Below are 8,488 nucleotides of genomic sequence, written 5' to 3' on the forward strand. Positions count from 1 at the left end.
TTGCTATACACATTTTTCTATATATCTGCTTTCAGAAAAGATATAGGAGGATATATCACGTCATACTCTTTTATTTTAATGTTGATGCGAATAGGCAGCAGATTAGCAAAGGGGGATAGATAAAAGGAATAATTTGTATCAGTAATTGAGTGAAATAGCATCATTATTAATAGGCAAACAATGAAAGCTTATCAATATTTTTATATGAAAATATTCAAGATAAAACTAATCCATAAGCATTGATTATGGTTTTAGTTTTAGCACTATTGCGAGGCATATATCTTAATGGGTGATCCGAATCAAGGTCTTAAACAACAGTTATCAACATCTGTAAGTCCAGTAATTGGTACTCAATCATCTCTAGAAAACATTGGTCAGAAACAACCTAGTATTTCCGGTCGGGCTAGCAGCAACGTGCTTTCTCAGGGAGATGGGCTGAAAGCAGAGTACTACGACAACATCGACTTTACAAACCTGAAGCTAACTCGCACAGATCCGACGGTAAACTTTATTTGGGGCGCTGATTCTCCAGCTGCGTCCATCGCCGCAGATACCTTCTCAGTGCGTTGGACAGGTCAAGTGCAAGCCGAGTACAGCGAAACTTACAAGTTCTATACCAATAGTGATGATGGTGTACGACTGTCGGTGAACGGTCAACAAATCATCAATCACTTTGCCGACCAATCTGTCAGAGAATACAGTGGCTTGATCGCACTGGTTGCAGGTCAGAAGTACGATATTAAACTTGAGTACTACGAAAATACTTACTCTGCCATTTCTCAACTGTCTTGGTCAAGCTCTTCTCAGGCAAAGGAAATCATTCCTCAGTCACAACTGTATTTACCATATCTTCAGTCCACTATCACTTTAGGATCATCTTCTACGACTGTAAACGAAGGCGATAATAGTGTGTCCGTAACTTTGCTGAGAAATGGCGATTTAAGTAGCACATCTTCAATTAAATATGCCACCCTATTTGGTACTGCCACAGCAGGAGTTGACTACGGAAGTGAAGGCACCGAAAGCGCTGGAACAGTTATTTTTGCGCCGGGACAAAGCAGCAGACAGATATCCATTCCGATCAATGACGATTCCTTAGCAGAAGCTGATGAAAGCTTTAATTTTGTCATTGATCAACCACAGGGAGCAACACTAGGACTCCAAAGAACTCTCGCAATTACGATTCAAGATAACGATCGCTCTGGACTCGACTTCACTAAGCCAACAGTTAATGAGGGTAGCGGTTCTGCTACGGTGACAGTTTTACGAGGTAACGCTTTAAGGGCTGCTAGTCTGGACTACATAACCGTGGATGGGACTGCGAAAGCGCGATCTGACTATCAGGCTCAGACTGTATCTAAAACCTTGAATTTTGCAGCAGGAGAAACCACCAAGACCATTGTTATCCCCATTATTAATGACACCGTTGGGGAGTCAGATGAAACATTTACTTTGAAGTTCAGTAATGCAGTTGGAGTGCAACTAACAACTCAACAGACAACTATCACTATTCTCGATAATGACTCTGGTAACTTTGCTTTAGATACGGTAGCTTCTGGTTTGACTGAACCCACAGCTTTTGACTGGGCACCTGACGGTAAGACTATATTAATTGCCCAGAAAAATGGGATAGTGCGAGTCTTGAAAAACGGCAGCTTATTATCAACACCATTTATCGATATTTCTCTTGAGGTAAATGATACAAGCGATCGCGATCTGTTAAGCGTTGCTGTACATCCAGATTTTGGTAAAAATCCAAACGGCAATAACTACGTTTACCTGTTGTATACCTACGATCCACCAGAAACCAATCCAAACAATCCTAAGAACAATCCCAATAGCACATTGGACGATCGCGACCAGAGGGCGAATCGGACTGGACGGCTAACTCGCGTGACAGCTAATCCCAACACTAATTATACTACTGCTATTGCTGGCAGCGAAGTTGTACTGATCGGCACAAATGGCACTTGGGAGAATATCAGCCACCAAGATGGAGATAGCACAAATATCACACTTGGCTACGCACCATCAGGAATTATCAACAAAGATACTGGTAAGCGGTTTACCAGTTTGCAAGATTATCTCAATAATCTCGATAAAGTCGAAAATATCCAGAATTTTATAACCAACGATAGCGCATCTCACTCAGTTGGTTCTCTGAAGTTTGGTACTGATGGTTCTCTGTTTGTTAGCTTGGGAGATGGCACTTCCTACAATGGGATAGATCCGCGAGTAATTCGTGTCCAGGATCTTAATAATCTGTCCGGCAAACTCCTGCGGATTGATGCGATTACAGGTAAAGGCTTATCAAGTAATCCTTTTTACAATGGTGATCCCAATACTAATATTTCCAAGGTCTATAACTCTGGTCTGCGTAACCCTTTCCGTTTCACAATTGATCAGAAAACCAATACCCCCTATATTTGGTGATGTTGGCTTCGGTACTTACGAAGAGGTGAATATCGGAAAACCAGGAGCGGACTTTGGCTGGCCATTCTATGAAGGTGGTCTTGATGCGAATGGCAATACTGTCAGCCTGAAACAACCACAATATGCTGTCCTAGATGCGGCGCAAGACTTTTATAATAGTGGCACACCTGTTACAGCACCAGCTTACACTTACAAGCATTTTGGTTCCAATTCGATTACTATGGGTGACTTTTACACAGGCAATACTTTCCCTTCAATCTATCAAGGTGCCTTATTCGTTGGTGATTTCAGTCAAGGAACCATCGATGCTTTGAGATTCAATAGTCAGGGCAAAGTTGTCTCAATTAAGCGGTTTGCTTCCCAAGCAGACACGCCTAATCTTGGGGTATCTGTACAAATCACTACTGGACAGGATGGTAATCTGTACTACGCAAACTTTACCGCAGGCGAGATCGATCGCTTCCGACCTGTTTAGATAGCTGACAATTCAGTTCATGTGGAAAAAGCCCACGGAAACCCTAACCCCCTTCCCGACGCTCTAAGGGGGAAAACTCAAAGTCTCTCTCTATAAGGCTACGGTGTACACATAGGTCTTTGGTGACGCAATTTCCGGTTAAGTCTTATAGCCTCTGAGATACCTCACCCTGGTTTGACTACGTAAAACCTGTCCCTCTCCTTATTAAGGAGAGGGATTAAAGATAGGACAGGGTGAGGTTTTGGTTTTGGGTAATCGGATAACTTGTGTGTACACCGTAGCTCTATAAGGAGAGAGATTTTCCAGATACCGTGAAAGGTCAAGATAACTTTCTCTCGTTCCCATGCAGAGCATGGGAATGGCTGATTAGAGGCTCTGCCTCCAGTCATATCATGTCCGGGTAATTAATTCGTTGTGATTCCCATAGTCATTGCACCCCACACGCCAGATGCTCCACTTGGGGAGACCCCAAGACCGCACTGGCTCTCCTTAATCCCCTCCCCGCCGGCTCTTAGGGGAGACAAAGCATAGCTTTGGCGGGGTGGGGGTTCTTTGGGTTTAATAAGCAATCAAGCGGACATGATATCAGACATTGAGCCAGAGACTCAATGAATGCATTCCCATACGGAGTATGGGAACGAGGAAAGCCTTATCAAGTTAGGTTTGGTTTTTAGGACTTGTGTGTACACCGTAGCCGTGAGTTCCCAGAGGGGAGATAAAGCACAGCTTTATCAGGCTGAGGTTAATCTGTACCTCATTCTTATTAGGAAACGCTATATCTCACTGTTGACTAATTTTGGTTAAGATAACTTTGTTAGAAATCCCAATATTTTTTTGGTATTTGATGTCAGGAGTGTACGACGATAAGCATCTGCTGCTTTTTTAATAGCTTCAGCTTGAGTGGGATAAGGATGAATTACACTACTTAACTTACTCAAACCGATCTTATTCACCATTGCCGTAGTCACAACTGATATCATCTCACCCGCGTGGCTGGCAACAATAGTTGCACCGATAATTTCATCAGACCCCTTTTTATGGTAGATTTTGAGAAATCCTGACTCTTCACCATCTGCGATCGCTCGGTCTACACTACTAAAAGCTATCTTGATTGTCGTCACCTCAATACCCAATTTCTGCGCCTCGTGTTCGTACAACCCAACATGGGCAATTTCTGGGTCAGTATAAGTTACCCACGGCATCACCAAACTACTGAGTTTGGAGCGTCCGAAACCGAAGGGAGAAAACAGCGTATTTTTAATCACAATCCGCGCTGCGGCATCAGCAGCATGGGTAAACTTCCAGTTCATACAGATATCGCCAGCTGCATAAATTTTGGGATTCGTCGTCTGGAGGTAATCATTTACCTTTACACCTTGGCGGTTGTCGTATTCTACACCCACTAATTTTAAATTTAAACCTTCCACATTCGGCGATCGCCCCGCACCGACTAAAATTTCATCTACTGTCACCGAATCTCGATGGCCATTGGAGGAAAAGTAAAGTCGTTTCCCCTGGGTGACAGTTACCACTTCTTCTAATTTGGAATTCAATACCACGCGAATTCCTTCGCTAATTAAAACCTTTTGGAGAATTTCAGCTGCATCAGCGTCTTCTTTATTCAGAAGGTGAGAACCGCTATGGAAAAGTATCACCTCACAACCCAAGCGCCCGAAAGCCTGTGCCAATTCGCAACCAATGGGTTCGCCACCAATTACCGCCAAATGTTCCGGTCGTTGAATCAGAGAAAAAACCGTCTCATTAGTTAGATAACCCGCCTTTTCAATTCCCGGAATCGATAGTTGTGCAGCTCTTGCGCCAGTAGCAATTACAGCTTTTTTAAACCGGAGGGTTTTCTCACCAACTTCCACAGTATTTTTACTTGCAAATCGACCGCTACCCAAAAAGACATCGACACCCAACGATGAGAAGCGTTCAGCTGAGTCGTTATGGCTGATATCAGCTCTTATCCGCCGCATCCTTGCCATGACTTTGGAAAAATCAACATCAATATTATGTTGGGGAATATTAACTCCCAAGTCTTGAGCATTCCAGATTTCACCAACGACGCGGGCAGACCGAATAATAGTTTTAGATGGTACGCAACCAACATTTAAGCAATCTCCACCCATGAGATGCTTTTCAATCAACGCCACTTTTAAACCCAAATCCAGACCCGCCGCACCCGCCGCCACTACTAATCCCGCCGTACCAGCACCAATTACTACCAAGTCGTAAACATCTGCGGGTTGAGGATTAACCCAATTTGGCGGATGGACGTAAGACACCAACTTTTGATTATACTCATCCATTGGGCGAACTGTGACTCTCTCGAATTCTGAATTGGTCATTGGTGGAACCTCATTTGAGAATTAAAAATGCTCAAGTCAACGCCTTTGCGATATTCAAAATTAAGAATACCTATGAAAGGGAACAGGGAAAACTAGGTCGCCCACAAGGGGCGAGGCTTATCTAGTAAATTCAGGCGGCTCAATCTTTTATTTTTAATGCTTATTTAACAATGAATACAACTTTTGAACTGTTTTGTCCGTCTGGAATTGACAGATACTATTAAAGCTTTCCTGTATAAAGGTTTCAGCAAGAGATAATTTATCTTTAGGAGAACGCGTTTGAATTTTTAATTGCTACTTACCTTCTCTTCCAAAGCTTTCCGCGCAATCTGGGTTACATAAACTGTCACAGCGACTGTAGCAATCAAACCCAAAATCCGAATTACCCATTGTAAAGTCGGGTTGGTGGGTTGAGCATTACTACCAATCATGGCCAGATTACCCGCAAGGGAACCAATATAAACATACATAATGGTTCCAGGAATCATGCCTACAGAGCCGATAAAGTAATCTTTAAGTGAAACTCTCGTAATCCCAAAAGCATAGTTCAGCAAATTGAAAGGAAATATGGGGGACAATCGCGTTAACAGGACAATTTTTAATCCTTCTCTACCAACAGCTTGGTCAATGGCAGCAAATTTTTTGTTATCTGCGATTTTACCAGCAACCCAGCCCCTTGCTAAATAACGTCCCACAAGGAAAGCAGCAGTAGCGCCAAGGGTTGCACCAATGAATACATAGAGAGAACCCCAAACTGCACCAAAAATCACACCAGCTCCCAAGGTGAGAATAGAACCTGGGAAAAAAGCGACGGTAGCGATAATGTAAAGGGCAATAAAAGCGATCGCTCCTACTGTACCAAGGCTATCAATCCACTGCAACGCATTCCGTAAAATTGCTTGGGGATTGAAAGAATTTGAATTTGTAGATTCTTGTGCTAAGGCAAAGTCTGTGTTTGATAAAAAAGTAAAGCTAAGTACTAGTAATATTAATCCAATCAATCTCAAAAACTTCCGCAAATCTCCAGGATTAAATCGATTTGCTATAAATTTCTTGTTCATAACTTACAGGGGTAAAAAGAATAAATAAATTTTTGACCTTCTGAAGCTCGACGTTGACCTTCTGAGGCACGACTTTGACTTTCTGAGGCATGACTTTGACCTTCTGAGGCACGACTTTGACCTTCTGAGGCTCAATGTTGAAACTTACACCTCAAATTCAATGCCTCTAAGATATACTACTTACATCAGAAACAGCTTAAACCCTCTTAAATTTTTCTCGGCGATACCAGCGACAAATTCGCTTAGGTGAAATACCGACTAAATAAGCAATAATGACTATTTGATTAAGTAGCGTAGTTTTGAATACTCCTTTTTGTAACCATCTACGGGCTGATGTAACAATTGGTGTAGGGATAATTACAATACGTCCGATGCGTTTTAAACTACGCATGAGTTCAAAGTCTTCCATGATAGGCAATTCAAGAAAACCGCCGATTTGCTGAAATACTTCCTTTGTTAAAAATATTGCTTGGTCGCCATAGGGCATTTGGCAAAAATGCGATCGCACATTTACTCCCCACTCCACCCATCGTAAACTTAAAAGTGATGCATCAATCCGCAAGTTAAACGCACCAGCGACAATCCCCGGCTGTTGTAGCGCCGTGCGAATCATGTCATCAAACCCAGTTGGTAAACGGGTATCTGCATGGAGAAATAAGAGAATATCACCGTTAGCAGCTACAGCACCGGCGTTCATTTGAACAGCCCGACCGGGAGATGATGAGATAACTTTGATACCTAATGACTGAGCAATTTTTACTGTGCCATCCTCTGAGCCAGCATCTACTATAATTACTTCTATATCTTTACTGGGTTGAGTAGTTGCGTTAGCATAGCGTACAGTAGCTATCGCTTCTTTGATATTCCCCGCTTCATTGAGAGTTGGAATAATAATAGAAATTCTGGGACTTCCAATATTCTGATTCATACCTTGATTGACTGCATAAGCTAATCGCCTATTCTAAATTATGTGCAATAATCCAGAATAAATCTCTTTCCCATAGGTGTGTAGTATTTCACTCTATTGGTTCTCAATGAGGTTATCTATCATTGAAAAGCGATCGCTACCTACAAGTTTGCTTACAATCTATAGGACTCCTACTTGATTTTTGAACAAAATTAGGTATTGTAGGGTGTGTTAGAACGAAGTTCGTAACGCACCATTATCAAGGGTTTGGTGCGTTACGCTGTCGCTAACACACCCTACATATCTTTTCATAAATCAAACCGGATTCCTATAGCTAAAGTTGATGTTATCCCCAACATAATTACTATGACAGCGATCGCCATTAACTTAAACCCGATTATTCAACTCACTGATAATCAATTTTATCAGTTGTGTCGGCAAAATCCTGAAGTCAAATTTGAACGCAATGCAGAGGGAAAACTACTAATAATGCCACCCACAGGCGGAGAAACTGGAAATCGTAATATTGAAATTGCAGCAGATTTTGTGATTTGGAATCGTCAAACTCAACTAGGAGTTTGCTTTGATTCTTCCACCTGCTTTAAACTTCCCAATCGTGCAAACCGTTCTCCTGATGTCGCTTGGATAAAAAAAGATCGATGGAATGCACTCACACCTGAAGAACAAGAAAAGTTCCCACCGATCGCACCAAGTTTTGTTTTAGAGTTAATGTCACCCAGCGATACTTTGCGAGAAACCCAAGAGAAAATGCAGGAATATATCGATAACGGAGTCAAATTAGGTTGGTTAATTAATCCCAAAACGCGTCAAGTAGAAATCTATCGTTTTGGTCAACCAGTGGAAATATTAACATCTCCACAAGAATTATCAGGAGAAGATATTTTACCAGGGTTTATTTTAAATTTAAACATAATCTGGAGATAAATATTATTGATTTTGGATCACCTGCTCAAATTCAATAATAGCATCGGACTGGTCAGGCATTGCGATATAACGCAGCAGTAAAGCGGGGTCTAAATTTGGAAAAAAACTACTATACTGGCTCGACAATTCTATCTTGTTTCCAAATAACTGATTCTTCCATTATTTCAAGTTCTGCAAATGTCTTGGCAGCTTTCAGAGTTGTATTTAAGTCAATGCATGACTTAGAGGATGTCTGAGAAGTTTTAGATATGTGATTTTCATCACGCAAGTTGCTTGAGCATTAATCGAATCATGGCAACATAAATAAATGCTTCAG

6 protein-coding genes are annotated in these 8,488 nt (G+C 41.8%); 3 read left to right on the top strand and 3 right to left on the bottom strand.

Features of this window, described 5'->3' with window-relative positions:
- Positions 1-285 precede the first annotated feature (285 nt).
- Together V7K36_RS17020 and V7K36_RS17025 are read left to right on the top strand one after the other, a co-directional pair.
- The gene (locus V7K36_RS17020) at positions 286-2,433 is read left to right on the top strand and encodes a Calx-beta domain-containing protein (protein ID WP_335117630.1); all 2,148 of its coding nucleotides are present in this window, start codon (positions 286-288) and stop codon (positions 2,431-2,433) included.
- Positions 2,399-2,908 carry a PQQ-dependent sugar dehydrogenase gene (locus V7K36_RS17025; RefSeq protein ID WP_335117631.1) on the top strand — a complete coding sequence of 170 codons (510 nt, stop codon included), beginning with the start codon at positions 2,399-2,401 and terminating at the stop codon, positions 2,906-2,908. The genes V7K36_RS17020 and V7K36_RS17025 overlap by 35 nt, the downstream gene beginning before the upstream one ends.
- An 800-nt stretch (positions 2,909-3,708) precedes the next feature.
- Here V7K36_RS17025 and V7K36_RS17030 read toward each other — a convergent pair.
- The 3 genes from V7K36_RS17030 to V7K36_RS17040 form a co-directional block, all read right to left on the bottom strand.
- Positions 3,709-5,259 (bottom strand): mercuric reductase, encoded by a 1,551-nt coding sequence (locus tag V7K36_RS17030; RefSeq protein WP_335117632.1) that lies wholly within the window; start codon positions 5,257-5,259, stop codon positions 3,709-3,711.
- Positions 5,260-5,546: 287 nt separating this feature from the next.
- Positions 5,547-6,320: a TVP38/TMEM64 family protein gene (locus V7K36_RS17035; RefSeq protein ID WP_335117634.1), complete on the bottom strand. Its 774-nt coding sequence runs from the start codon at positions 6,318-6,320 to the stop codon at positions 5,547-5,549.
- A 196-nt stretch (positions 6,321-6,516) separates the two neighbouring features.
- A complete protein-coding gene (locus tag V7K36_RS17040; protein ID WP_335117637.1) occupies positions 6,517-7,248 on the bottom strand; it encodes a TIGR04283 family arsenosugar biosynthesis glycosyltransferase in 732 nt (243 codons plus the stop codon).
- A 345-nt stretch (positions 7,249-7,593) separates the two neighbouring features.
- Between V7K36_RS17040 and V7K36_RS17045 the strand changes: the two genes are divergently transcribed.
- On the top strand, positions 7,594-8,172 hold the full coding sequence (locus V7K36_RS17045) for a Uma2 family endonuclease (protein ID WP_335117638.1): 579 nt from the start codon (positions 7,594-7,596) through the stop codon (positions 8,170-8,172).
- Positions 8,173-8,488: the final 316 nt, after the last annotated feature.

Origin of the sequence: Nostoc sp. (assembly GCF_036919555.1) — a bacterium.
Classification (GTDB): domain Bacteria; phylum Cyanobacteriota; class Cyanobacteriia; order Cyanobacteriales; family Nostocaceae; genus Nostoc.